The organism is Streptococcus sp. HMSC034B05 (genome assembly GCF_001809055.1).
Taxonomy (GTDB): Bacteria; Bacillota; Bacilli; order Lactobacillales; family Streptococcaceae; genus Streptococcus; species Streptococcus constellatus.
Genome location: NZ_KV795608.1, coordinates 44,212 through 67,967, shown reverse-complemented (window position 1 = coordinate 67,967; position 23,756 = coordinate 44,212). Strand labels below are relative to the sequence as shown.

Annotated in this window: 22 protein-coding genes and 2 pseudogenes; 22 read left to right on the top strand and 2 right to left on the bottom strand. The window is 37.3% G+C overall.

Annotated elements, in window-relative coordinates; translation table 11 throughout:
- The first annotated feature begins 184 nt into the window (after positions 1-184).
- Genes HMPREF2542_RS04645 through HMPREF2542_RS04635 form a run of 3 tightly spaced genes read left to right on the top strand, consistent with a single transcriptional unit; the run spans position 185 to position 2,369 of the window.
- A complete protein-coding gene (locus tag HMPREF2542_RS04645) occupies positions 185-742 on the top strand; it encodes a YutD family protein (protein ID WP_049481726.1) in 558 nt (185 codons plus the stop codon).
- Positions 743-775: 33 nt separating this feature from the next.
- A complete protein-coding gene (gene rlmN, locus HMPREF2542_RS04640; protein WP_039676704.1) occupies positions 776-1,858 on the top strand; it encodes a dual-specificity RNA methyltransferase RlmN in 1,083 nt (360 codons plus the stop codon).
- Positions 1,851-2,369 carry a VanZ family protein gene (locus tag HMPREF2542_RS04635; RefSeq protein WP_058670216.1) on the top strand — a complete coding sequence of 173 codons (519 nt, stop codon included), beginning with the start codon at positions 1,851-1,853 and terminating at the stop codon, positions 2,367-2,369. The genes rlmN and HMPREF2542_RS04635 overlap by 8 nt, the downstream gene beginning before the upstream one ends.
- On the opposite strand, the gene HMPREF2542_RS04630 is transcribed toward HMPREF2542_RS04635, so the two are convergent.
- The gene (locus HMPREF2542_RS04630; protein WP_058670217.1) at positions 2,364-3,038 is read right to left on the bottom strand and encodes a prepilin peptidase; all 675 of its coding nucleotides are present in this window, start codon (positions 3,036-3,038) and stop codon (positions 2,364-2,366) included. The two genes, HMPREF2542_RS04635 and HMPREF2542_RS04630, sit on opposite strands and share 6 nt — an antisense overlap.
- Positions 3,039-3,188: 150 nt before the next feature.
- Between HMPREF2542_RS04630 and HMPREF2542_RS04625 the strand changes: the two genes are divergently transcribed.
- From HMPREF2542_RS04625 to HMPREF2542_RS04615, 3 genes are all read left to right on the top strand, one after another.
- Entirely contained in the window at positions 3,189-3,716 is a 528-nt protein-coding gene (locus HMPREF2542_RS04625; RefSeq protein ID WP_058670218.1) for a Dps family protein, read from the top strand.
- 263 nt (positions 3,717-3,979) lie between these two features.
- Positions 3,980-4,204: a YqgQ family protein gene (locus tag HMPREF2542_RS04620; protein ID WP_003070161.1), complete on the top strand. Its 225-nt coding sequence runs from the start codon at positions 3,980-3,982 to the stop codon at positions 4,202-4,204.
- The gene (locus HMPREF2542_RS04615) at positions 4,198-4,578 is read left to right on the top strand and encodes a rhodanese-like domain-containing protein (RefSeq protein ID WP_003070160.1); all 381 of its coding nucleotides are present in this window, start codon (positions 4,198-4,200) and stop codon (positions 4,576-4,578) included. Before HMPREF2542_RS04620 ends, HMPREF2542_RS04615 begins: the two co-directional genes overlap by 7 nt.
- A 20-nt stretch (positions 4,579-4,598) precedes the next feature.
- On the opposite strand, the gene HMPREF2542_RS04610 is transcribed toward HMPREF2542_RS04615, so the two are convergent.
- Entirely contained in the window at positions 4,599-5,324 is a 726-nt protein-coding gene (locus HMPREF2542_RS04610; protein ID WP_058670219.1) for a 16S rRNA pseudouridine(516) synthase, read from the bottom strand.
- A 180-nt stretch (positions 5,325-5,504) separates the two neighbouring features.
- On the opposite strand from HMPREF2542_RS04610, the gene typA reads away from it, so the two are divergent.
- The 16 genes and pseudogenes from typA (at position 5,505) to HMPREF2542_RS04535 (ending at position 23,664) form a co-directional block, all read left to right on the top strand.
- On the top strand, positions 5,505-7,346 hold the full coding sequence (typA, locus tag HMPREF2542_RS04605; protein ID WP_049481734.1) for a translational GTPase TypA: 1,842 nt from the start codon (positions 5,505-5,507) through the stop codon (positions 7,344-7,346).
- Positions 7,347-7,410: 64 nt separating this feature from the next.
- A complete protein-coding gene (locus HMPREF2542_RS04600; protein WP_003070154.1) occupies positions 7,411-7,689 on the top strand; it encodes a DUF3165 family protein in 279 nt (92 codons plus the stop codon).
- Between the two features lie 79 nt (positions 7,690-7,768).
- Positions 7,769-9,121 (top strand): UDP-N-acetylmuramoyl-L-alanine--D-glutamate ligase, encoded by a 1,353-nt coding sequence (murD, locus tag HMPREF2542_RS04595; RefSeq protein WP_058670220.1) that lies wholly within the window; start codon positions 7,769-7,771, stop codon positions 9,119-9,121.
- Position 9,122: 1 nt separating this feature from the next.
- Positions 9,123-10,193 carry a UDP-N-acetylglucosamine--N-acetylmuramyl-(pentapeptide) pyrophosphoryl-undecaprenol N-acetylglucosamine transferase gene (locus HMPREF2542_RS04590; protein WP_058670221.1) on the top strand — a complete coding sequence of 357 codons (1,071 nt, stop codon included), beginning with the start codon at positions 9,123-9,125 and terminating at the stop codon, positions 10,191-10,193.
- Positions 10,190-11,248, top strand: coding sequence for a cell division protein FtsQ/DivIB (locus HMPREF2542_RS04585; protein WP_058670222.1), 1,059 nt, complete (start codon positions 10,190-10,192; stop codon positions 11,246-11,248). The genes HMPREF2542_RS04590 and HMPREF2542_RS04585 overlap by 4 nt, the downstream gene beginning before the upstream one ends.
- 122 nt (positions 11,249-11,370) lie before the next feature.
- Positions 11,371-12,756 carry a cell division protein FtsA gene (gene ftsA / locus HMPREF2542_RS04580; protein WP_070484423.1) on the top strand — a complete coding sequence of 462 codons (1,386 nt, stop codon included), beginning with the start codon at positions 11,371-11,373 and terminating at the stop codon, positions 12,754-12,756.
- An 18-nt stretch (positions 12,757-12,774) separates the two neighbouring features.
- Positions 12,775-14,049: a cell division protein FtsZ gene (gene ftsZ, locus HMPREF2542_RS04575; protein ID WP_037597659.1), complete on the top strand. Its 1,275-nt coding sequence runs from the start codon at positions 12,775-12,777 to the stop codon at positions 14,047-14,049.
- Position 14,050: 1 nt separating this feature from the next.
- Positions 14,051-14,722, top strand: coding sequence for a YggS family pyridoxal phosphate-dependent enzyme (locus tag HMPREF2542_RS04570; protein WP_058670223.1), 672 nt, complete (start codon positions 14,051-14,053; stop codon positions 14,720-14,722).
- 9 nt (positions 14,723-14,731) lie between these two features.
- Positions 14,732-14,822, top strand: a pseudogene (locus HMPREF2542_RS10275) (cell division protein SepF); the annotation flags it as partial.
- Positions 14,823-14,908: 86 nt separating this feature from the next.
- Positions 14,909-15,274, top strand: a pseudogene (locus HMPREF2542_RS04565) (cell division protein SepF); the annotation flags it as partial.
- A gap of 4 nt (positions 15,275-15,278) precedes the next feature.
- Complete coding sequence (locus tag HMPREF2542_RS04560; protein WP_003028359.1) at positions 15,279-15,542, top strand: YggT family protein; 264 nt, start codon at positions 15,279-15,281, stop codon at positions 15,540-15,542.
- A gap of 4 nt (positions 15,543-15,546) precedes the next feature.
- Positions 15,547-16,338 (top strand): YlmH family RNA-binding protein, encoded by a 792-nt coding sequence (locus tag HMPREF2542_RS04555; RefSeq protein WP_058670224.1) that lies wholly within the window; start codon positions 15,547-15,549, stop codon positions 16,336-16,338.
- A gap of 9 nt (positions 16,339-16,347) precedes the next feature.
- Entirely contained in the window at positions 16,348-17,109 is a 762-nt protein-coding gene (locus HMPREF2542_RS04550) for a DivIVA domain-containing protein (protein ID WP_003070139.1), read from the top strand.
- Between the two features lie 263 nt (positions 17,110-17,372).
- On the top strand, positions 17,373-20,165 hold the full coding sequence (gene ileS, locus HMPREF2542_RS04545; protein ID WP_058670225.1) for an isoleucine--tRNA ligase: 2,793 nt from the start codon (positions 17,373-17,375) through the stop codon (positions 20,163-20,165).
- Positions 20,166-20,646: 481 nt separating this feature from the next.
- A complete protein-coding gene (locus tag HMPREF2542_RS04540; RefSeq protein ID WP_058670226.1) occupies positions 20,647-21,771 on the top strand; it encodes an AI-2E family transporter in 1,125 nt (374 codons plus the stop codon).
- 246 nt (positions 21,772-22,017) lie between these two features.
- The gene (locus HMPREF2542_RS04535) at positions 22,018-23,664 is read left to right on the top strand and encodes a phosphoenolpyruvate carboxykinase (ATP) (RefSeq protein ID WP_058670227.1); all 1,647 of its coding nucleotides are present in this window, start codon (positions 22,018-22,020) and stop codon (positions 23,662-23,664) included.
- Positions 23,665-23,756: the final 92 nt, after the last annotated feature.

The window sequence follows — 23,756 nt, the reverse complement described above, 5'->3', positions numbered from 1 at the left end:
TGAGGCTATCGGCTTTTGCAGACTTACTCAACTTTGCCGGGGGTGAGGCGATAAAATCGATTTCTTACGAAATATCGATTTTTGTCCCATTCCCTTTTTTCATTCCATATTTCAACTGTCAAAAACACTTCTTTTTATGGTAAAATAAGATAATACAAGTAAATAACGTTTATAAAGGATAACTATGCGAAAAGAAATTGCACCTGAATTATATAATTACAATAAATTTCCTGGACCGGAATTTCGGCAAATAGGAACAAAAGTGATGGCTGAGACAATTGAATTTGAGTTGGTGGACAACTACAAAGAAGGTTTTGATGTCACAGCTTTTAATCAGCGTTTTTCAGATATTTTAACAAAATTTGATTATATTGTTGGCGACTGGGGCAACGAGCAGTTGCGTTTGCGTGGATTTTATAAAGATGACAAGGCAAATGAAAGCGAGGAAAAAATCAGTCGCTTAGAAGATTATTTGTTAGAATACTGCAATTATGGTTGTGCTTATTTTGTCTTGGAAAATTTGAAACCGCGTCGTGCATCATTTGATAAAAAATCTCACCACAAAAAAGAAAATGAAATCAAACCACGCCGATCTAAGAAAGCTCGTTTCCGTAAAGAGCAGGAACAACCTAAACGTGAAAATCGTCAGCGTAGCAGACGCCAAAAACAGAGAACAAAAAGACAGAATGAGGGAAAGCAGCAGACAAACAATCAACGTCACTTTGTTATTCGTCAAAAATAGCAAAAACTGGGAGCTGGTATAGAGAGGAAGAACATGAAACCATCAATTTATAGTTTGACTCGTCAAGACTTGATAAATTGGATAGAAAGTAAAGGAGAAAAGAAATTTCGAGCTGCTCAGATTTGGGAGTGGCTCTATCGCAAACGAGTTCAATCTTTTGCAGAAATGAGCAATATTTCAAAGGATTTGTTGGCAAAATTAGAAGATGAATTTGTTGTGAATCCACTGAAGCAACGAATTGTGCAGGAATCAGCAGACGGAACAGTGAAATATCTGTTTGAATTGCCAGATGGCATGTTGATTGAGACAGTTCTTATGCGGCAACATTACGGTCTTTCAGTCTGTGTAACCACGCAAGTGGGCTGCAATATTGGCTGTACTTTTTGTGCCAGCGGGCTGATTAAAAAGCAGCGTGACTTGAATAACGGAGAGATTATGTCTCAGATTATGTTGGTACAAAAATATTTTGATGAGCGAGGACAAGGTGAGCGAGTTAGTCATATTGTGGTCATGGGGATTGGAGAGCCTTTTGATAACTATGACAATGTTCTCAAATTTGTGCGAACCGTCAATGATGACAAGGGACTGGCTATTGGGGCTCGTCACATTACGGTTTCAACCTCTGGATTAGCGCATAAAATTCGTGATTTTGCAAATGAAGGAGTGCAGGTTAATTTAGCTGTTTCTCTTCATGCACCCAATAATGAATTGCGCTCCAGCATTATGAAAATCAATCGTGCCTTTCCAATTGAGAAGTTATTTGCGGCAATTGAATATTATATTGAAACGACCAACCGCCGAGTGACCTTTGAATATATTATGTTAAATGAAGTCAATGACGGAGTAGAGCAGGCATTGGAATTAGCTGAATTGCTCAAAAACATCAAAAAGCTATCGTATGTCAATTTGATTCCTTACAATCCAGTTAGCGAACATGATCAATATAGTCGCAGTCCCAAAGAACGTGTAATGGCTTTCTACGATACTCTGAAAAAGAATGGCATTAACTGTGTTGTTCGTCAAGAGCATGGTACGGATATTGATGCAGCTTGCGGTCAATTGCGCTCAAACACCATGAAGCAGGACAAGGAGAAAGCTCTTACCAAGCATGCTTAAATTGAACAATCTATTGAAAACAGATGGTGAATTAACCGTTAAGGGACGTACTTTTCTTACTTGGGGAAGCATTTTCTACATTTTATTATTATGTCTAATGTGTTTTCTCCCTCAAGTGCCAGAAAAGGGAATGGGGACGCCGGGGATTCAGCAGTTTGGTCGTATTGTAGTGCTTCTCATTCCTTTTAATTCTTTTATCAATCTTGGGCAAATTACTTCTTTCTTTCAATTAATTAAGGTTTTTGTACAAAATATAATGAATATTTTTCTGCTTAGCCCACTGATTTTTCAACTTCTCTGGCTTTTTCCTAAGATGAGGAGCGCTAAGCGTGTGCTATTTGCCAGTTTTTCAATGAGCTTGTTTATCGAATGCACACAGATTTTACTAGATATTTTAATTGATGCCAATCGTGTTTTTGAAATAGATGACTTATGGACAAATACATTAGGCGGATATCTAGCTTTTCTATTTTATAAATTTTTGGTAAAGCAACTCTCAAATAAATCATAAGGCATTTTGGTGAAGAACGATAAATTGTATCATTATCAGGATGCTGCTACCACAGAAAAGACAGGGAACAAAGGCTAACCTGTCTTTTTTTGATTTTAAACCAAAAAGGAGCAGACCAATGATACTAGCAATTTGAATAATGAGAAGAACTTCAGTCAGATGAAAAATAGTTGAGCAAGATGCCAGAAAAAGAAAGTCTCCTGCACCGATACGTAAATCAACGAAGTGAGCCAAAATCCCAAGGGCTAAAAAACTAATCATTAGAAGATTAAAACCTACCAAAAATAGGAGAAGAAGATGAAAGAACAACCAAATGAGGATAGGATATTCCTGTTCTCTTTGATCATAAAGGGATAAGGTCATTCCCATTGCAAGCAAAACGAGCCGGTTGATGTTTAGATAACCTAAAGATGTTGCAAGAAAGAGACAGCCACCAGTTAGTTCTAGAAGGATGTAACGGATGGGAATTTTTGAGTTGCAAAAACGGCAACGCAGCCGATTGATAAGCTGTGAAAGAACAGGAATTAAATCACGAGGTGCTAATTTCTGTCCACAAATGTTGCAATGACTAGCAGGTGTGATAATAGACTGTTCAGGAAAGCGATCAACGACCAGTCCTAAAAAGGAAGCTACAATACTTCCAACCAAGAAAAAATAAAAATGAATCATACTTTTTTATTCGTAAATTATTCTAAAAAATTGCAACTTCTCTAATAAAAGAAATTTATGAGTTTAATTAGTTGACTTTCTTATTTAGAAACATTATAATTAAATTATAATAAAAATTAGAATCATTCTAAATAAAGTGAGGTAAAGAAAATGATTAAAATAAACAACGAAGCAGTCAAGGATGTTGCAACTTTCTCAAGTGTTGGATCTTTGAATAAGTCTCTTCCCAAAACAAAAGTGGTATTGAACCAAGCGGTAGCAGATTTATACACTGCTCGTATTGCTCTTCACCAAGTACATTGGTACATGCGTGGAGCTGGTTTCATGGTTTGGCATCCTAAGATGGATGAATATATGGAATCCTTGGATACAACTTTGGATGAAGTGAGTGAACGTTTGATTACTCTGGGCGGAACTCCATATTCAACTTTGAGTGAATTCATCCAACACAGCAATATTGAAGAAAAAGAAGGAAAATTTAGCAAGAGTGTAGAAGAAAGTTTGGAACGTGTCATCGAAATCTTCCGTTACTTGGTGGGTCTTTACCAAAAAGCTCTGGACGTAACAGATGAAGAAGGAGATGATGTAACGAACGATATTTTTGTTGGTGCCAAAGCCGATTTGGAAAAGAACATTTGGATGTTGACAGCAGAAATTGGACAAGTTCCAGGATTGTAAATAGAATTTTGAAAGTAGAAAATAAATTAAAAAAATTTTTTAGAGTTTAAGATAAGTTTAAGGAGATAGCGTTATACTAATACCATCAGATGAAGACCTCCTAACTTTATTTGATAAAATCCTAAACTTTTCTTTTTCATAATAATCTCCCTATAGAAGTCACCAAATTCGGTGGCTTTTTTGTCTGTTTTTGAATGCTTAAAGAGATAAACATCCTCTTTTTAACCTTGAAATACTCTTAAAATTCTGGTAAAATAAGGCTCATGAAAACACTTTATGATGTACAGCAATACCTCAAAAGTTTTGGCATTATTATCTATATGGGGAAGCGCTTGTATGATATTGAAATGATGAAAATTGAGCTAGAGAGGATTTACGATGCAGGCTTGATAGAAAAACTAGACTATCTAGAAGCTGAAAGCATCTTACGAAGAGAGCATCGATTAGAATTACAATATTTGAAAAAGAATGAGGAGAAAACATGTTAAACTGGATTTTATTGGCAATTATTGTTGGAATGTTAGGATGGATGGGCTTTAACTATGTACGTGTCCGTCGTGCGGCTAAAGTGGTAGATAATGCGGAATTTGGTGATATGATTCGTCAAGGTCAGTTGATTGATTTACGAGATCCAGCCGATTTTCGTCATAAACATATTTTAGGGGCACGAAATATTCCGTCACAGCAATTAAAAACAAGCTTAGGAGCGATTCGTAAGGACAAGGCTGTTTTACTATATGAAAATAGTCGTGGACAACGTGTGATGAATGCAGCTATTCTATTGAAAAAGCAAGGTTATCAAAATATTTACATCCTCTCTACAGGACTAGATGGATGGAAAGGAAAAGTTAAAAGTGAGTAATCTAAAAGGATTGCTCACTTTTAATAGCTTTTTTCTAGGTAGTGCTTCACTATTTCGAGTTCTGATTGGTTGAATGCTCGATATTCTCCTGTGGCTAAGTTTGGGTCTAACTCAAAAGCTCCAAAATGAGTCCGTTTAAGAGAAGTAACTTTGACACCGACAGTCAAAAACATTTTTTTGATTTGATGAAATTTTCCCTCAGAAATAGTGACTGTCGCAGTACTTTTGTTTGGAGTAGAAGAATGAATTGTAAGTAGAGCTGGTTTACAAATTGTTCCATCAAGAAAAACAATCCCCTTTTGAAAGGCTTTTATCATCTGGTTATCTAGGAGACCATTAACCTCTACCTCATACATTTTTGTGATGTGATACTGAGGATGTAGTAGTTGAAAACCGAGTGGACCATTGTCAGTGATTAACAGCAATCCACAGGTATCTCGATCAAGTCGACCAACAGAATATAGGTCTTCATTGAAGTCTTCAGGTCTGATGAGATCCAGAACGGTTTGGTGTTTCCTATCAGAGTTAGCAGTCACAACACCAAGTGGCTTATTCATCATAAAATATTGATGTGAATTGATGAAGATAGGTTGTGCCTCTATTGTAATCGTCTGCAAGCCTGTATCAACATTTTGGCTAAGTTTTCGAGCAGGGCAGTCATCTACCAAGATTTTCTTTTTTAGGAGAGCTTGCTTCATTTTTTTACGGCTAATGTGAGCTTGAGCTAGTAGGACATCTAAACGCATATCATTTCCCTTGAATTTTTTCTTATCATACCATAATTTTTTGTGATAAGAAATGGAAATAAAATTGGAGAAGATTGATTTTTTAATGAAAACATTTACACCTGGTTTAACCGTGTTTTTTACCTCAATCTGTGATATAATTGTTCAGTTAGAAATAAAACATAAGATATAGAGGACAAAATGACAAAATTAAGAGAAGACATTCGCAATATCGCTATTATTGCTCACGTCGACCACGGGAAAACAACCTTGGTTGATGAGTTGCTTAAGCAATCACATACATTGGATGAGCGTAAAGAGTTGCAAGAACGAGCAATGGACTCCAACGATCTTGAAAAGGAACGCGGGATTACCATTCTCGCCAAGAATACAGCTGTTGCCTATAATAGTGTTCGCATCAATATTATGGATACGCCAGGGCACGCGGACTTTGGTGGAGAAGTTGAGCGGATCATGAAAATGGTTGATGGGGTTGTTCTAGTTGTTGATGCTTATGAAGGAACTATGCCACAAACTCGCTTTGTGTTGAAAAAAGCTTTAGAACAAGATCTTGTACCAATTGTAGTAGTAAATAAGATTGATAAACCATCAGCTCGTCCAGCGGAAGTCGTGGATGAAGTTCTTGAACTTTTCATTGAACTTGGTGCTGACGATGACCAATTAGATTTCCCAGTTGTTTATGCTTCAGCTATTAATGGGACATCTTCTATGTCAGATGATCCGGCTGACCAAGAACACACTATGGCACCACTTTTTGATACAATTATTGATCATATCCCAGCACCAGTTGATAACTCAGATGAGCCCCTTCAATTCCAAGTTTCTCTTTTGGACTACAATGACTTTGTGGGGCGTATCGGGATTGGTCGTGTTTTCCGCGGAACGGTGAAAGTTGGTGACCAAGTTACTCTTTCTAAACTAGATGGCACAACGAAAAACTTTCGTGTTACCAAGTTATTTGGTTTCTTTGGGCTAGAGCGTCGTGAAATTGACGAAGCCAAAGCAGGTGATTTGATTGCTGTATCTGGTATGGAAGATATCTTCGTTGGTGAAACCATTACTCCGACGGATGTGGTAGAACCATTGCCGATTCTTCACATTGACGAGCCAACACTGCAAATGACTTTCTTAGTGAACAATTCACCATTTGCTGGTCGTGAAGGGAAATGGGTAACGTCTCGGAAAGTTGAAGAACGCTTGCAGGCTGAATTGCAAACGGACGTTTCACTTCGTGTGGATCCGACTGACTCACCAGATAAATGGATTGTGTCAGGTCGTGGAGAATTACACTTATCAATCCTAATCGAAACCATGCGCCGTGAAGGTTATGAGTTACAAGTATCGCGCCCAGAAGTTATCGTCAAAGAAATAGATGGAGTACAATGTGAGCCATTTGAGCGTGTGCAAATTGACACTCCAGAAGAATATCAGGGTTCGGTTATCCAAAGTCTTTCTGAACGGAAAGGTGAAATGCTAGATATGGTATCAACAGGAAATGGACAGACTCGTTTGATTTTTCTTGTTCCTGCACGTGGTTTGATTGGGTACTCAACTGAATTCCTTTCTATGACGCGTGGTTACGGGATTATGAACCATACTTTTGACCAATACCTACCATTGATTCCAGGTGAGATTGGCGGTCGTCGTCGCGGAGCTCTTGTTTCGATTGATACAGGAAAAGCAACGACTTATTCAATCATGTCTATTGAGGAACGTGGAACCATTTTTGTCAATCCAGGTACAGAAGTTTACGAAGGAATGATTATTGGTGAAAATTCACGTGAAAACGACTTGACGGTCAATATTACAAAAGCCAAACAAATGACTAATGTACGTTCTGCAACGAAAGATCAAACAGCGGTTATAAAAACACCTCGTATTTTGACATTGGAAGAATCACTCGAATTTTTGAATGATGACGAATACATGGAAGTGACACCAGAATCGATCCGTTTGCGGAAACAAATTCTTGATAAAAATCAACGTGCCAAAGCTGCTAAAAAGAAAAAATCAGCTGAATAATGAAAGAACGATTTGCTTCGTTGCTAATGTATTAAAGAAGCAAATAGGCTAGAAAGGAGCAGAAATGTTTTATTTAATCTTTGGAATTCTCATTCTGTTATTTTACATTTTTGCTGCTCCGCAAAGTATTAAAGGGACTTTAAATGTAGTAGTTTTAGTGATTGCCCTAGTAGCCTTTATCATTTTATTAGGATTAGCAGTATTTCAGATTTTTCAATTACCGTCTGAATTTTTCATAGGAATTGCAATGATTGGCGTAGCATATTTTTCGCTACGTGATATTTCAAAATTGTCACAAAAAGATAAAAAAATATCGTTTCACTCAAAACTTCGTGACAGATAAGAATAAAAAGCCATAAAGGCTTTTTTATTTTCTGAAAAAAAGGTAAAATAGAGACAGAAGAATTAAAAAGAGGCGTGTTATGAAGCACATTACAAATTTTGCAAATAAGAAAGTTTTAGTTTTAGGCTTGGCCAAGTCTGGTGAATCTGCTGCTCGTTTATTAGATAAGTTAGGAGCGATTGTTACAGTGAATGACGGGAAGCCATTTGAGGAAAATCCTGCTGCTCAGTCTCTCCTTGAAGAAGGAATCAAAGTTGTAACAGGTGGGCATCCTTTGGAACTCTTGGATGAAGAGTTTGAATTGATGGTCAAAAATCCTGGTATTCGTTATGACAATCCTATGGTAGCAAGAGCTTTGGAAAAGAAAATTCCAGTTATAACTGAAGTTGAACTGGCCTATTTGATTTCAGATGCTCCAATTATTGGGATTACGGGTTCTAATGGAAAAACAACGACAACAACAATGATTGCGGAAGTCTTGACTGCAGGTGGTCAAAATGGTTTGCTTTCTGGGAATATTGGTTTTCCAGCCAGTCAAGTTGCAACAACTGCAACAAAAAATGATACTTTGGTCATGGAGTTGTCTTCTTTCCAACTCATGGGCATTGAAACCTTTCATCCAAAAATTGCAGTGATTACCAATCTGATGCCAACTCATATTGATTATCATGACTCTTTTGAGGAATACGTAGCGGCTAAGTGGAACATTCAAAACAATATGACTAAAACGGATTTTCTTGTATTGAATTTCAACCAAACATTAGCGAAAGAGTTGGCTGCAAAGACACAGGCGACTGTCGTACCCTTTTCAACAAAAGAAAGAGTAGATGGTGCTTACTTAGAGGGAAATGTTTTGATGTTTCGTGGGGAGGCAATTATGGCAGCTGATGAGCTTGGTGTGCCAGGGAGTCATAATGTTGAAAATGCCCTCGCAACTATTGCAGTTGCAAAACTACGTGGCATTGAAAATCAAGTCATCAAAGAAACATTGGCAGGTTTTGGTGGCGTTAAACACCGCCTTCAATATGTTGGTGAAATGAACCATGTAAAATTTTATAATGACAGCAAATCCACAAATATTATAGCAACACAAAAAGCCTTATCTGGTTTTGAGAATAGCAAGGTTATCTTGATTGCTGGTGGACTGGATCGTGGCAACGAATTTGACGAATTGATCCCAGATATTCAAGGATTGAAGAAAATGATTATTCTTGGAGAATCCGCAGCACGTGTCAAGAGAGCAGCGGCTAAAGCAGATGTTAGCTATATTGATGCTACTGATGTGAAAGATGCAACTAGAAAAGCTTTTGCTGAAGCTCAAGCAGGCGACATTATTCTGCTCAGTCCTGCAAATGCTAGCTGGGACATGTATCCAAATTTTGAAGTTCGGGGCGATGAATTTATTACAACATTTGAAGAATTAAAGGGTTAAGATGAAAAAGATTATATTTACAGGCGGAGGAACAGTTGGTCATGTGACGCTAAACCTTTTGCTCATTCCAAAATTCCTAGACGCAGGCTGGCAAGTTCACTATATTGGTGATAAGCACGGAATTGAATACCAAGAAATCAAGAAGTCGGGTTTGGATATCACATTTCATTCTATAGCAACAGGGAAATTACGTCGCTATTTTTCTTGGCAAAATATGTTGGATATTTTCAAAGTAACGTGGGGGATTTTACAATCTTTAGGGATTATGGTAAAAGTTCGTCCACAAGTTCTCTTTTCCAAAGGGGGGTTTGTATCGGTTCCTCCTGTCATTGCAGCGCGTTTATCTAGAGTACCAGTTTATGTGCATGAGTCAGACCTCTCGATTGGTTTGGCCAATAAAATTGCTTACAAATGTGCTACGAAAATGTATTCGACTTTTGAACAAGCTCATGCTTTGACAAAAATTGAACATGTAGGAGCTGTAACAAAAGTAGGAGAAAAAATAACTGCACCAAATGAGCAGGTTCAAAGGATTCAGCAACATTTTGATAAAAATCTTCCGACCCTTCTGTTTGTTGGTGGATCGGCTGGTGCTAAGGTCTTTAATGATTTGGTAACGGAAAATAAAATAGAATTAACTCAGCACTACAATGTTATCAATTTATCAGGAGATGCTCATTTAGATGAATTATCCAATCATCTCTATCGGGTTGCCTATGTGACAGATCTCTATCAACCATTGATGAACTTAGCAGATGTCGTTATAACACGTGGCGGATCTAATACTATTTTTGAGTTATTGGCTATGGCAAAACTCCATGTGATTGTTCCTTTGGGACGAGAAGCAAGTCGTGGTGATCAGATTGAAAATGCAGATTATTTTGTAAAAAAAGGCTATGCTAAGAAGTTGGACGAGGGTCAACTAAACTTTGAAAATCTACAAAAAGTGATTGCCGAAATGCTTGAGCGGAAAGAAATGTATGAACGAACCATGAAACAGTCTCAAGAAATAAAATCGTTAGATGAATTTTATAACCTTTTAAAAAATGACATAGATAAAGGAAGAAAATGACAAAAAAGAAGCAAGAGGATCAGAAAGGACAAGAGACAGGAAAACTTTCTGAGTGGCAAAAAAGAAACAAGGAATATCTTGAAAAAAAAGCTCAAGAAGAAGCTGAAAAAGAGAAAGAACTGGCAGAGCAAAAAAAGCAGCATTTGCCAAATCCTGAGAAATTAGATGCAGGCGAGGAAGATGAAAAGCCAGAAGTAACATCTGATACTCAAAAAGCAGAATCAGAAGACTTGGAAGAATCCACTAGTACAGAGTTCTCTGAGGAAGAACAAGATAAGCCTCTTGATAAAACAGACTTGAGAAAAAAGAAGAAAGCAGAGCGCAAACAAGCCAAACAAAATGAAAAAGAGACTAGAGAAAAAATTGCTCCTCGTCATGTTTACCGTGCTCTTCCAGTCTTGATTCTCAGTTCTGTTTTGTTGATTTTAGCTGTTTATTTTATTAGTCCTTATTCAAAATTAAAGAATATAGAGGTGACGGGGAATAAACAACTGTCCAAAACAGAGGTTCTGGAGGCTTCTAGTATTCAAAAAGAGGATTACACCTTGACAACCTATTTGAGCCAAAAAGCCCATGCTAAGAATATCAAACAGTCAAATTTATGGGCTGAAAAGGCAGAAATAACGTACCGGTTCCCCATTACATTCAAAATTAAAGTGACAGAATATAAAGTTGTCGCTTATGATTATTCTGGAGAGCAATATTTTCCAGTATTATCTAGCGGAGAAGAAATTGCTAACCCAGTTACTAAATCACAATTACCTAAAAGTTATATTAGACTTGATTTTTCAGATAAAGCTATGCTTAAGAAATTTGTGCGACAATTAGCAGGTATTTCCGATACGATCAAATCGGAAATTCAAACAGTTCAGCATACACCAAGTAAAGCGACCGAGGATTTGTTGACTCTCATGATGACAGATGGAAATAAAATTATAGTTCCTCTGTCAGAAGTGGCCAAAAAGCTACCTTATTATGAAAAAATTAAACCACAATTAACCGAAGCAAGTATTGTGGATATGGAAGCAGGGATATTTAGTTATCGAATTAGCTAAAATAATGCAGAAAATCTAACCACTTTTTAAATTTTTATGTTATAATATGCTTTGAATAACTATACTTTTTTGATAGTTAAATTGATAAGTGAGAAACTTGGTAAACAGAGAGGAATGGTCTAATGGCTAGAGATGGCTTTTTTACAGGATTAGATATCGGAACAAGCTCCATTAAGGTCTTGGTAGTAGAACACGTAAACAATGAATTAAATGTAATTGGGGTTAGTAACGCCAAAAGTGCTGGTGTCAAAGATGGTATCATTGTAGATATCGAAGCAGCAGCAAGTGCTATAAAGTCTGCAATTTCACAAGCAGAGGAAAAAGCAGGGATTTCAATTAAGTTGGTGAATGTTGGTTTGCCTGCTAACTTGTTACAGATTGAAGCAACACAAGGTATGATTCCTGTGACAAGTGAAACGAAAGAAATTACAGATGCAGATGTTGAAAATGTTGTACGATCTGCTTTGACAAAAAGTATGACTCCAGACCGGGAAGTTATTACCTTTATTCCAGAGGAATTCATCGTAGATGGTTTTCAAGGAATTCGTGATCCTCGCGGAATGATGGGAATTCGTTTAGAAATGCGTGGTCTTCTATATACAGGTCCACGTACTATTCTTCATAATTTGAGAAAAACGGTTGAGCGTGCAGGAGTTCAAGTTGAAAACATTATCATTTCTCCGCTCGCTATGACAAAATCCGTTCTGAATGAAGGAGAGCGTGAGTTTGGTGCAACTGTCATTGATATGGGGGGCGGCCAAACAACTGCAGCTTCTGTTCGCAATCAAGAATTACAATTTACCAATATCTATCAAGAAGGTGGCGAATATGTTACAAAAGACATCTCTAAGGTTTTAAAAACATCTAAGAAGTTGGCAGAGAGCTTGAAGTTTAACTATGGAGAAGCATACGTACCTGCCGCTAGCAATGAGTCTTTCCAAGTGGAAGTAATTGGTGAAGTGGAACCAGTTGAAGTGACAGAGCGTTATTTAGCAGAAATTATTTCAGCGCGTGTTAAACATATCTTTGAACAAATCAAGCAAGATTTAGAGAGAAGACATTTATTAGAGCTTCCAGGTGGTATTGTTATTATTGGAGGCGGTGCGATTTTGCCGGGCGTGGTTGAATTGGCACAAGAAGTTTTCGGTGTTCCCGTTAAATTATATGTTCCAAATCAAATCGGTATTCGTAATCCAGCGTTTGCCCATGTTATTAGTTTATCAGAGTATGCAGGAAACTTATCTGAAGTTGATGTTCTAGCACAGGCTGCTGTTCATGGTGATGAACTTTTACGGCATCAGCCAGTTGAATTCTCTCGTTCAACACAGCAAAGTCAGTCGTTCAATCCGTTGCAACGCTTTACTCAACCACAACAGCCAACTGCGGCTTTGGTTGATGAAGCAGTAGAAGAAGTTGAACGTCCAGAACCACTTCCAACACAATCTCAACAGCCAAAAGAAAAATTGACAGATCGTGTTCGAAATCTGCTTGGTAATATGTTTGATTAAAGGAGAAGGTAATACATTATGACATTTTCATTTGATACAGCTGCGACACAAGGAGCAGTAATTAAAGTTATTGGTATCGGTGGTGGTGGTGGCAATGCCATTAACCGCATGATTGATGAAGGAGTATCAGGCGTTGAATTTATCGCTGCCAATACAGATGTTCAGGCTCTTAGTGGTTCAAAAGCAGAAACAGTCATTCAGCTTGGTCCAAAGTTGACGCGTGGTCTTGGTGCTGGAGGACAGCCTGAAATCGGTCGTAAAGCGGCTGAAGAAAGCGAAGAAACATTGACAGAAGCTCTTACAGGAGCTGATATGGTCTTTATTACAGCTGGTATGGGCGGTGGCTCTGGTACAGGTGCTGCACCGGTTATTGCTCGTATTGCAAAAGGACTGGGAGCTTTAACAGTTGCAGTTGTCACTCGTCCATTTGGCTTTGAAGGAAGTAAGCGGGGGAACTTTGCAATTGAAGGCATCAATGAACTTCGTGAGCATGTAGATACGCTTCTCATCATTTCAAACAATAATTTGCTTGAAATCGTTGATAAGAAAACCCCTCTGCTTGAAGCTTTGAGCGAGGCAGACAATGTCCTTCGACAAGGTGTGCAAGGAATTACAGACTTGATTACAAGCCCAGGACTTATCAACCTTGACTTTGCTGATGTGAAAACAGTTATGGCAAATAAAGGCGATGCTCTTATGGGAATTGGTATTGGTAGTGGTGAAGAACGTGTTATTGAAGCTGCGCGTAAGGCTATCTATTCACCACTTCTTGAAACAACGATTGATGGAGCTGAAGATGTTATCATAAATGTTACAGGTGGGCTTGATATGACTTTGATTGAAGCAGAAGAAGCATCAGAAATTGTCAATCAGGCAGCTGGTCATGGTGTGAATATCTGGCTAGGAACATCTATTGATGATAGTATGAAAGATGAAATTCGTGTGACAGTTGTTGCAACAGGTGTTCGTCAAGAAAAAATTGATCGAGTAAGTGGTGTTCGCCCAGTTGCTCAACAAAATTCTTATTCAACTGCAGTTCGTGGAAATCGTAATTCTCGAGGAACTCAAGGCTACGATCGTAACTTTGACTTGACTGAAAATCTTGAAGTACCAAAGCCAAGCCATCAACGAGCAGAAAGCCCAAAAGTTTCAGCATTTGGTGACTGGGATTTGCGTCGTGAAAATATTGTTCGTTCAACAGAAACGAATACTACACCAGCTGTAGAACGTTATGAAGATACTAGTTCTGATGACGATGAATTAGAAACACCACCATTCTTTAAAAATCGCTAAAATGGATTTAGAAAAGAATACATCTCAAATTTTGGAGAATGTAGCACAGGCTACACAACAAGTTAATCGCTCAGAAAAATCAGTAGAAGTAATAGCTGTCACCAAGTATGTTGACAGCTCTACTGCTAAAGAACTGATTAAAGCAGGGATTCATCATATCGGTGAAAATCGAGTAGATAAGTTTCTAGATAAATATCAGGCTCTACAAGATGAACATGTGATTTGGCACTTAATTGGTACGCTTCAAAGGCGAAAAGTGAAAGACGTCATTAATTATGTTGACTATTTCCATGCCTTGGATTCAGTAAAATTAGCTCAAGAAATCAACAAAAGAGCAGAGCATATCATTAAATGCTTTTTACAAGTCAATATTTCCAAAGAAGCCAGTAAACATGGTTTTACTGTAGAGGAAATTGATACTATTTTACCTGAGCTAGAAAAACTTGAAAAGATTCAGATTGTTGGTTTGATGACAATGGCACCATTTGAAGCGAATGAGGCTGAATTAAATGCTATTTTCCAACAAGCTAATCAATTACAAAAAAGATTACAACGTAAACAGTTACCCAACATGCCTTTTACTGATTTAAGTATGGGAATGAGCCGCGATTATGCAATAGCCATTGCAAATGGTTCGACTTTTGTCAGAATTGGTACCGCATTTTTTAAATAGGAAAGTATTATGTCTCTTAAAGATAGATTTGATAAATTCATTGATTACTTTACAGAAGATGGTGAAGACGCAAGCGTTCAAACGCCAGAGTTGCCACCGCGTGTGAGTAATCAATCTACACCTACCAAAGAAAGACTAGTACATACAGCGAGTAGCTCTTCACAATCTTCTACAAAGTCGGGAGCAAATGAGAACATTACTCGTCTGCATGCACGTCAGCAAGAATTGGCACAACATCGGACAATTTCAGATGACAAAGTGACAATCAATGTTCGTTATCCAAGAAAATATGAAGAAACAACTGAAATTGTTGATTTGTTAATTGTTAATGAAAGCATTTTGATTGATTTTCAATATATGACAGAAGTGCAAGCTCGTCGTTGTTTGGATTATTTGGATGGTGCTCGTTATGTGCTTGCAGGAAATATAAAAAAAGTTGCAAGTACAATGTACCTTTTAACACCAATCAATGTTGTTGTAAATGTTGAGGATTTGAAATTACCTGAGGATTTACAAAGTGGCGAATTTGATTTTGATATGAAACGTAGATAAAAACATGGTTTGGATTGTAAATATACTTTATAATTTGGTAAGAGTGTATTCATTTATTTTAGTGGTGTATGCTCTCTTATCTTGGTTTCCAGGTGCCTATCAAACATCACTTGGTCAGTTGATTTTACGGATAGTAGAGCCTGTTTTGAAACCATTTCAACGTTTCAATTTACAATTTGCTGGTCTTGATTGGACGATTCTTATCGTTATCTTTCTTTTGAATTTGGTTTCTGGCATCATTTTGAATGCTCTTTTGCTTTTAGCTTAAATTCATGAGGAATATTAAACATTTATACCAACATTTTACAGAAGAAGATCGTGAATTTGTTGATAAAAGCTTAGAAAAGATGCAGCGAGTTGAGGATTCTTATTCTTTTGAAGTAACTTCGTTTGTGAATCCACACCAAGTTGAAATTTTACGGAATCTTGGAAATCATTTGCAATTGCAAATATTTTCAAGTTCGGATTATTATACGAGTGAATTGGCTAAAGTCATTATTGCTCCTCTCTACTATGAGTTGCAAGTAAGTGATTTTGAAATAGATCTGTTAGAAATCAGCTATGCGAATAAATTTCACCACTTAACCCATTCGCAAATAATGGGAACAGTGCTGAATCAATTAGGAATTGAGCGCAAAGTTTTTGGTGATATTCTTGTTGCTTCTGGTAGAGTACAAATTATGGTAGATAGAAAATTTACTCAATTTTTCATCGATCATATCTCAAGGATAGCAAAGACATCTGTAAAATTGAAACAAGTGGATTTTTCACAACTGATAGCTGTTCAAGCAGATTCAAAGCTAAGAGATGTGCTTGTTTCTAGTATGCGTTTGGATAAAGTCTTAGCTGCTTCATTTCGTTTGTCACGAAGTGTTGCGACTAAGTTGATAGCAACAAAGCAAGTTAGGGTAAATTATTCTATGTTGGATAATCCTAGTCATCATTTGTTATTAAATGACTTGATTAGTGTACGAGGATATGGAAGAGTAAAAGTTTTAAGAGAAAATGGCTTTTCAAAAAATGGAAAGTACAAATTAACTGTTGAATTATTGTCTAGTAAGTAAGGAGAAAATATGGCTATTACATCATTAGAAATTAAAGATAAAGCTTTTGCTCACAAATTTAGAGGATATGATGTTGACGAAGTAGATGAATTTCTTGACATCATTGTCCAAGATTATGAAGATTTGGTTCGTGTCAATCATGAGCAAGAGTCAAAAATTAAAAATCTGGAAGAACGTTTGACTTACTTTGACGAGATGAAGGATTCCCTTAGCCAGTCTGTATTGATTGCACAAGATACAGCAGAACGTGTGAAACAAGCGGCAAATGACCGTTCTGAAAACATTGTTCATAAAGCTGAGCAAGAAGCCCAACATTTGTTGGATGAGGCAAAATACAAGGCTAATGAAATTCTTCGTCAAGCGACAGATAATGCTAAGAAAGTGGCTGTTGAAACAGAAGAGTTGAAAAATAAAACGCGTGTCTTCCACCAACGTTTAAAATCAACAATTGAAAGTCAATTAAGCATTGTGAATTCTTCAGAATGGGAAGATATTCTTCGTCCAACAGCTACTTACTTGCAGACAAGCGATGAAGCTTTTAAAGAAGTTGTTCAATCAGCTCTAGGGGAAGTTGTTGAGACAGCAGAAGAAGATGAAATTGATCTGACACGTCAATTTTCTCCGGAAGAAATAGAAGAACTACAGCAACGCATTGAAGAAGCAAATCGTGAATTAGCAGAAACACAAGCATTTGAAACTTTAGACGAGTCTGTTTTGGGTTTGCATTTAACAAATGATGAGAACTCAACAGAATCAGTAGATATTTTATAAGAAAATGTAAAAACAAGATGCTAACAAAATATTCGCAGCGAGCAGGTGACGGTGAGAGACCTGTAATCCCTTTTGTTAGGATTATCATTTTACAAACTTAGATCTGAAAAACAGTAAGATTTAGCGCCTAACTCACGTTACGAGTAAGAGGGATAGGAATATTATTCTTGTCTAAATGAAGGTGGTACCACGAATTTTCGTCCTTTGGATGAATTTGTGGTTTTTTTATTTTAATATGTTACTAATATGAAAAAGGAGAACTTATGAAATTAAAGGAAACTCTTAATCTTGGAAAAACAGCTTTTCCAATGCGTGCTGGTTTGCCGAATAAAGAACCTCTTTGGCAAAAAGAATGGGAAGATGCAAAATTGTATCAACGCCGTCAAGAATTGAATGAAGGAAAACCGCATTTCACACTTCATGATGGACCTCCATATGCCAATGGAAATATCCATGTTGGTCATGCTATGAATAAGATCTCAAAAGATATTATTGTGCGTTCAAAATCAATGTCTGGCTATTATGCACCTTACATTCCAGGGTGGGATACGCATGGTCTTCCAATCGAGCAAGTTCTAGCGAAGCAAGGTGTGAAACGAAAAGAAATGGATTTGGCAGAATATTTAAAGCTTTGTCGTGATTATGCACTGAGTCAAGTGGATAAACAACGTGAAGATTTCAAACGCCTAGGTGTCTCAGGTGACTGGGAACATCCATATGTGACTTTGACTCCAGACTATGAAGCTGCTCAAATTCGTGTTTTTGGAGAAATGGCGAAAAAAGGCTATATCTATCGTGGTGCGAAACCAGTTTACTGGTCTTGGTCATCTGAATCAGCCCTTGCTGAAGCAGAGATTGAATACCATGATTTGGTTTCAACTTCACTTTACTACGCCAACAAAGTCAAAGATGGAAAAGGCGTTCTAGATACAGATACTTACATTGTCGTATGGACAACAACTCCATTCACCGTCACAGCTTCTCGTGGGTTGACAGTGGGTGCAGATATTGATTATGTTTTGGTACAGCCAGCAGGTGAAACTCGCAAGTTTATTGTAGCGTCTGAATTGTTGAATAGCTTATCTGAGAAATTTGGCTGGATTGATGTTCAAGTGTTGGCTACTTACCGTGGTCAAGAGTTGAACCACATCGTGACGGAACACCCGTGGGATATTGAAGTAGAAGAACTTGTCATCCTTGGTGACCATGTTACAACAGATTCTGGTACTGGTATTGTCCATACAGCACCAGGCTTTGGTGAGGACGACTATAATGTCGGTGTTGCCAACGGCTTGGAAGTGTTTGTCACTGTTAACGAACGCGGTATCATGATGGAAAATGCTGGTCCTGACTTTGAAGGCCAATTCTATGACAAGGTTGCACCAACTGTTATTGAGAAACTTGGTGACTTGCTCCTTGCTCAAGAAGAAATCTCTCACTCTTACCCATTTGACTGGCGTACGAAAAAACCAATCATCTGGCGTGCCGTACCACAGTGGTTTGCATCTGTATCAAAATTCCGTCAAGAAATCTTGGATGAGATTGAAAAGGTTAAATTCCACTCAGAATGGGGAAAAGTGCGTCTTTACAACATGATTCGTGACCGTGGCGACTGGGTTATCTCTCGTCAACGTGCTTGGGGAGTGCCACTTCCAATCTTCTATGCAGAGGATGGGACACCGATTATGACAGAAGAAACGATTGAGCATGTAGCAGAACTTTTCGCTGTTCATGGTTCGATTGTTTGGTGGCAACGGGAAGCGAAAGACTTACTTCCAGAAGGATTTACTCATCCAGGATCACCGAATGGTATATTCACTAAAGAAACAGATATTATGGATGTGTGGTTTGATTCAGGTTCTTCCTGGAATGGCGTAGTTGTGAATCGCCCAGAATTGACTTATCCTGCTGATCTGTATCTTGAAGGTTCAGACCAATATCGTGGTTGGTTCAATTCTTCTCTGATTACTTCTGTTGCAAATCATGGTGTGGCTCCTTATAAACAAATTCTTTCACAAGGGTTTGCTTTGGACGGTAAAGGCGAGAAAATGTCGAAGTCTCTCGGCAACACGATTGCTCCAAGTGATGTTGAAAAACAATTTGGTGTGGAAATCTTGCGGCTCTGGGTAACGAGTGTAGACTCCAGTAACGACGTTCGTATCTCTATGGATATTTTGAGCCAAGTTTCTGAAACTTACCGTAAGATTCGGAATACCCTCCGTTTCTTGATTGCCAATACATCTGATTTCAATCCGAAAGAAGATACTGTTGCTTACGATGATCTTCGCTCCGTTGATAAATATATGACTGTTCGTTTTAATCAACTTATTAAGACCATTCGTAAAGCTTATGCGGACTTTGAATTTTTAGATATTTATAAAGCAATTGTAAACTTTGTGACAGTTGATTTATCAGCTTTCTATCTTGATTTTGCAAAAGATGTTGTTTACATTGAAGCAGCTAAATCATTAGAACGTCGTCAAATGCAAACCGTCTTTTATGATATTCTAGTAAACATTACAAAATTGTTGACTCCTATTATTCCACATACAGCAGAGGAAATCTGGTCTTACTTAGAGCATGAACCTGAAGAGTTTGTTCAGTTAGCGGAATTGCCAGATGCGCAGACTTTCCCTAATGAGGAAGAACTGTTGGATACTTGGACAGCCTTTATGAACTTCCGCAGTCAAGCTCAAAAAGCTTTGGAAGAAGCACGTAATGAAAAGGTTATTGGAAAATCCTTGGAAGCTCACTTAACGGTTTATCCAAATGAAGTAGTGAGAACATTGCTTGAAGCGATTAATAGTGATGTTGCTCAACTTCTCATTGTTTCCGAATTAACAATTGCAGATGAAATAGCCCCGGAAAATGCGGTTGCTTTCGAGGATGTAGCTTTTACAGTAGAGCATGCAGTAGGTCAAGTTTGTGAACGTTGCCGTCGAGTAGATGAAACAGTCACAGAACGTAGCTATCATGCAATTGTTTGTGATCACTGTGCAGAAATTGTTGAAGAACATTTTGCGCAAGTGCTTGCAGAAGGTTTTGAAACGAAATAAAGAGACTGAGCACACACTTAGTCTCTGGTCAACATAAAGGAATGAACAATAACAGAAAAGATTAAGCTCAACGTTTTTACTAACTTGGGCTTAGTTTTTTGTATAACGAGAATATTTGAACGGGAGAAACTATTTACTTTGGTTGTGTTCTAACGGCGACATTTGCTCGCAGTCAAGGACTTGGGTGCAAGTTAATCAGGAGACTTGTGCTGAAAAATGGCTTGAAAGAGAGATTCGGATAGAGGAGCAAGAGTAGGTTGTTGGTTTGTATGAAAAATTTGGGTTTAAATCTATTAGCGAACCCTTTATTCTAGAATCACGAGTCTATGTTATCATGATTTATAAGCAAGTGAGAAAAATGAACTAGTTTTTGGAATTGTGAGATAGAAGTACATCTTCTTAAAAAATAATTTGATTCATTTTTAAAAAAGCACTCATTTTTCCTGGAAAATATGATAGAATAGCTGTTAGGAGGAACAGTATGTTTCATAAAAGTAAGTTATTTTTTTGGACCACCGAAGTCTTACTACTGACAATTATCTTTTTTATCTGGCGACAAATGGAAGGTCTGATTTCTCCCTTTGTGAGTGTTTTAAATACGGTTTTAATTCCTTTTCTTATCGCAGGCTTTTTATATTATGTAACCAATCCATTGGTGAAATTTTTGGAGAAAGAACTGAAAGTTAAGCGGATTTTTGGTGTTTTAATTACCTTGGTGCTTTTGTTTGGGCTTATTACCTTGGGTATCATTTATCTCTTGCCTATTTTAATTACGCAGTTGACCAGTTTGATCAATTCTACTCAGGATGTTTATGAAGGGTTACAAAAGTGGATTAATCAACTTTCTCAGAATGAATTATTTAAAAACTTTAATATTCAATCAATCTTGCGGCAGTTAAATTTATCTTATGTGGATATTTTACAAAATATCCTAAATGGTGTAACTAATAGCTTGGGAAGTGTTGTGTCAGCTGTTTTAAACACGCTTTTAATCTTGATTATGACACCGATTTTCTTGGTTTATTTCTTAATTGATGGAGACAAATTGCTTCCGATGTTGGAAAGAACTGTTCTGAAGCGAGATAAGCTGAATATCAGTAAGCTGTTGATCAATCTAAATGCAACGATTGCACGATATATTAGTGGGATTTCGATTGATGCTTTTATTATAGGAACGTTGGCTTTCATTGGTTATAGCATCATTGGTTTGAAGTATGCTTTGGTATTTGCTATTTTTTCTGCTATTGCAAATTTAATTCCCTATATTGGGCCAAGTATTGGTTTAATTCCAATGATTATTACCTATTTGATTATGGACCCTCAAAAAATGGTTATTGCTGTTCTTTATATGCTCATTGTGCAACAAATTGATGGTAATATTCTCTACCCACGAATTGTAGGTGGTGTGATGAAGGTGCATCCGATTACCATTATGGTTCTCTTACTTTTGTCGAGTAATATCTATGGGATTGTTGGGATGATTGTAGCAATTCCAACTTATTCCATTCTGAAAGAAATTGCGAAGTTCCTAGCAAATTTATATGATAATCACCGATCAACACAGGAACAAAAGAAAAACGAAGAGTATGGGATTATCAACAAGTAAGAAGGGAAACAAAATCGGTATTGCGAAAGCAATTGATTTTGTCAGCCCACTCTCAACTACTGCGCTTCGTTATAAAAACAATATCTTGTAAGAGTTTGGGAAATTTGTATCCCAGACTTTTTGTTTTAAAGTTATCTGAATTACGTTCCGAGCTGGAAAAGACTTCTTTTTTATAATGCGTTTTATTAAAACTAAAAATGTATTTTTATGCTAAAATAGAACTAATAAGATAGAGGAGGTGCACTTATGGTAACACGTCGTAAATATTCTCCGCAGGAAATAAGAAAAGATTCTTCTTATTTTTCTCCCTTGAAGGCAATAATTGAAACAGCTTTTTATGAAAATCAGGTTGTTGCAATAAAAACAGTGGAAGAAGCCTATCAATTAGCTTCTACAGCTGCTGGAACAGTTGTCCTAGATATGCCTGTGATTCATACAAAGGAACTAGGCTTGCCTTCTTATGCACGCGTTTTATTAACAAATTCCGGAGCTATAGTGGGTCGAACGGCTGAGGCTCGACGGATTTTTGGTAGAGACAGTGAGGAAGATGAAAGGCTGCTTTCAATTGTACGTAGTGCAATCTACCAGGCTCATCATCGGAGATTTTATAAGGCAGATGCAGTTGTGGGGCTTGATGAGGCTTTTATGGCTTGTGCTCATCTCATAGTTCCCGAGGATGAAATCAATAATTTGTATTCATGGCTTTTAAATTTCCAAATTTTAGATGAAGAATTTAAAAATCGGTTGAGAGCTTCTAAAAAGTATGATGAAAATGATATATTTGTCTTTTTCGATCCAAAATGGAAACATCCGGATTATCCTGAAGGATTGGTTTATTTTGACACTCGGCATAATTGTGTTACTATTCTGGGCTTAAATTACTTTGGTGAGTTAAAAAAAGCAACCTTAACCTTAGCTTGGGCAACAGCTGCCAGAAATGGTTATGTGGCGTGTCATGGCGGTTTAAAAATTTTCAAACAAGAAGCTGAGAAACAAGACTATGTAGCGTCTTTCTTTGGTTTATCTGGTTCAGGGAAATCCACACTGACACATGCCAAACACAATGGAAAATATGATATTAAAGTTTTGCATGATGACGCCTTTATTATTTCTATAAAAGATGGCTCGTCCATTGCTTTGGAACCATCCTATTTTGATAAAACGAATGATTATCCAATTGGACATAAGGAACAAGATTTCTTTGTGACCGTTCAGAATTGTGGTGTAACACTAGATGACAATGGATTAAAAAAATTAGTGACAGAAGATATTCGAAACGGAAATGGTCGGACAGTCAAGTCTCGTTTTGCAACGCCAAATCGGGTCGATCGAATTGATGAATCTATCCAAGCTATTTTCTGGATTATGAAAGACGATTCTCTCCCGCCTTTAGTTAAAATCAATGATCCGCTGATGGCTTCTACGATGGGGTGTACATTGATGACCAAGCGTTCTAACGCTGAAAATGTGATTGGCAAGCATGATGATTTGGTGATTGAACCTTATGCCAATCCATTTAGAGTGTATCCGTTGGTAGAAGACTATCGGAAATTTCGCAGCCTTTTTGAATCTGGTGTCGACTGTTATATTATCAATACTGGATTTTATATGGGAAAAGGAATTTCAAAAGAGATTAGTCTGAGTATTATTGAAAAAATTGTTGATGAAGAGGCAATTTTTAAACCATTTGGCTCGTTGGAAGGTTTTGAATATATGGAATGTGAGGGCTATCCTGTTCCAAGTTTTGATTCTCGCTATAAACAATTAATCAGAGAAAGAATGCAGGTACGGTTAAATTTCTTGCTTGCTTTCAACCAAAAATACCCGAAAACGGCGCTTCCTGTTGATGCAATCTCACGCCTGGAAACCGTTTTGCAAAATTTAGAATCTTAATAAATAATTTTCTTTGTAATTTCCTTCCAAATTTTTCTTTTTAATACTCCCTGTGCAAGAAGTCAAAAAGTATGCTATAATTAAGATTACTT

Coding starts and splice junctions, on each gene's coding strand:
- HMPREF2542_RS04550 (WP_003070139.1), top strand. CDS start 16,348: ATGGCTATTACATCATTAGAAATTAAAGATAAAGCTTTTGCTCACAAA.
- typA (WP_049481734.1), top strand. CDS start 5,505: ATGACAAAATTAAGAGAAGACATTCGCAATATCGCTATTATTGCTCAC.
- HMPREF2542_RS04560 (WP_003028359.1), top strand. CDS start 15,279: ATGGTTTGGATTGTAAATATACTTTATAATTTGGTAAGAGTGTATTCA.
- murD (WP_058670220.1), top strand. CDS start 7,769: ATGAAGCACATTACAAATTTTGCAAATAAGAAAGTTTTAGTTTTAGGC.
- HMPREF2542_RS04620 (WP_003070161.1), top strand. CDS start 3,980: ATGAAAACACTTTATGATGTACAGCAATACCTCAAAAGTTTTGGCATT.
- ileS (WP_058670225.1), top strand. CDS start 17,373: ATGAAATTAAAGGAAACTCTTAATCTTGGAAAAACAGCTTTTCCAATG.
- HMPREF2542_RS04555 (WP_058670224.1), top strand. CDS start 15,547: ATGAGGAATATTAAACATTTATACCAACATTTTACAGAAGAAGATCGT.
- HMPREF2542_RS04615 (WP_003070160.1), top strand. CDS start 4,198: ATGTTAAACTGGATTTTATTGGCAATTATTGTTGGAATGTTAGGATGG.
- HMPREF2542_RS04570 (WP_058670223.1), top strand. CDS start 14,051: ATGGATTTAGAAAAGAATACATCTCAAATTTTGGAGAATGTAGCACAG.
- HMPREF2542_RS04585 (WP_058670222.1), top strand. CDS start 10,190: ATGACAAAAAAGAAGCAAGAGGATCAGAAAGGACAAGAGACAGGAAAA.
- HMPREF2542_RS04630 (WP_058670217.1), bottom strand. CDS start 3,038: ATGATTCATTTTTATTTTTTCTTGGTTGGAAGTATTGTAGCTTCCTTT.
- HMPREF2542_RS04590 (WP_058670221.1), top strand. CDS start 9,123: ATGAAAAAGATTATATTTACAGGCGGAGGAACAGTTGGTCATGTGACG.
- HMPREF2542_RS04610 (WP_058670219.1), bottom strand. CDS start 5,324: ATGCGTTTAGATGTCCTACTAGCTCAAGCTCACATTAGCCGTAAAAAA.
- HMPREF2542_RS04540 (WP_058670226.1), top strand. CDS start 20,647: ATGTTTCATAAAAGTAAGTTATTTTTTTGGACCACCGAAGTCTTACTA.
- HMPREF2542_RS04625 (WP_058670218.1), top strand. CDS start 3,189: ATGATTAAAATAAACAACGAAGCAGTCAAGGATGTTGCAACTTTCTCA.
- ftsZ (WP_037597659.1), top strand. CDS start 12,775: ATGACATTTTCATTTGATACAGCTGCGACACAAGGAGCAGTAATTAAA.
- HMPREF2542_RS04535 (WP_058670227.1), top strand. CDS start 22,018: ATGGTAACACGTCGTAAATATTCTCCGCAGGAAATAAGAAAAGATTCT.
- HMPREF2542_RS04600 (WP_003070154.1), top strand. CDS start 7,411: ATGTTTTATTTAATCTTTGGAATTCTCATTCTGTTATTTTACATTTTT.
- rlmN (WP_039676704.1), top strand. CDS start 776: ATGAAACCATCAATTTATAGTTTGACTCGTCAAGACTTGATAAATTGG.
- HMPREF2542_RS04645 (WP_049481726.1), top strand. CDS start 185: ATGCGAAAAGAAATTGCACCTGAATTATATAATTACAATAAATTTCCT.
- ftsA (WP_070484423.1), top strand. CDS start 11,371: ATGGCTAGAGATGGCTTTTTTACAGGATTAGATATCGGAACAAGCTCC.
- HMPREF2542_RS04635 (WP_058670216.1), top strand. CDS start 1,851: ATGCTTAAATTGAACAATCTATTGAAAACAGATGGTGAATTAACCGTT.